Annotated in this window: 1 protein-coding gene; it reads left to right on the top strand. The window is 77.2% G+C overall.

What is annotated here, in order from left to right:
• Positions 1-1,096, top strand: a 1,096-nt coding sequence (locus B7767_RS42150) for a beta-ketoacyl synthase (RefSeq protein WP_256923783.1), incomplete at both ends; no start/stop codon positions are given.

Raw genomic sequence — 1,096 nt, 5'->3', positions numbered from 1 at the left:
GTGCGGGCGAGTTGTGGCAGGGGCTGCTCGAAGGACGGCACGGCATACGGGAGCTGACGGGCGAGGAGTTCGACGGGCTGCCGGTGCGGATCGCCGGGACCGTGCCGGTGGATCCGGCCGGGCTGCTGCCCCGCCGGGCGGCGCGGCGGATGAACCGGGCCGCGCAGTTCGCCGTGCTGGCGGCGCGGGAGGCGTGGGCCGACGCGGGGTACGCGGACGGCGGTACGCGCGAGAGCGGGCTCGATCCGGAGCGGGTCGGGGTGAGCCTCGGCGCCATCCTCGGGGACGCGTCGGTGCTGGTCGGCGGGGACCGGAAGCTGCGGGAGAAGGGGCCGCGCGGTGTCCCACCGCTGACCACGCCGATGACGGTGCCCTCGCAGGCGGCCTCGCAGGTCTCCCTCGACCTGCACATCACCGGTGAGGCGCGCACCGTGACCAGCGCGTGCGCCTCCGGGACCGAGGCGATCGGGCAGGCGGTCGACCGCATCCGGTACGGGCGGGTCGACGTCGCCCTCGCGGGCGGTGCCGAGGCGGTCGTGACACCGGCGATCATGGCGTCCTTCGCGGCGATGCGGGCGCTGGCGGAGGGGGATCCGGCCGACGGCTCGCCGTCGCACCCGTTCGCCAAGGGCCGTGACGGGTTCGTCAACGGGGAGGGGGCGGGGGTGCTCGTCCTGGAGTCCGAGGAGCACGCGCGCGCCCGTGGGGCCCGTGTCTACTGCGAGGCCGCCGGGTGGGGGCTGTCCGCCGACGCCCACCACGTCGCGGCGCCGGATCCGTCCGGCGACGGCATCGCGCTCGCGCTGCGGCGGGCCGTGCGGGACGCGGGGGGCCGGATGGCGGACGTGGTCCACGTCAACGCGCACGCCACCGCCACGGTCGACGGCGACCTCGCGGAGGCCCGGGCGCTGCGGGGCGTGCTCGGACGGCGGGATGTGCCGGTCACGGCCCTGAAGGGGCACCTGGGGCACCTTCAGGGGGCCGCGGGCGGGGTGGAGGCGGTCGCCGCGGTGCTCACGCTGCACCACGGGGTGGTGCCGGCGACGGTGGGCTGCGGGGAGGTCGACGACGCGATCGACCTGGACGTGGTGCGGGG

Origin of the sequence: Streptomyces sp. 13-12-16 (assembly GCF_002114215.1) — a bacterium.
GTDB lineage: Bacteria > Actinomycetota > Actinomycetes > Streptomycetales > Streptomycetaceae > Streptomyces.
Note: the sequence above shows the minus strand (reverse complement) of the source record. Positions and strands in the feature narration are given on the sequence as shown.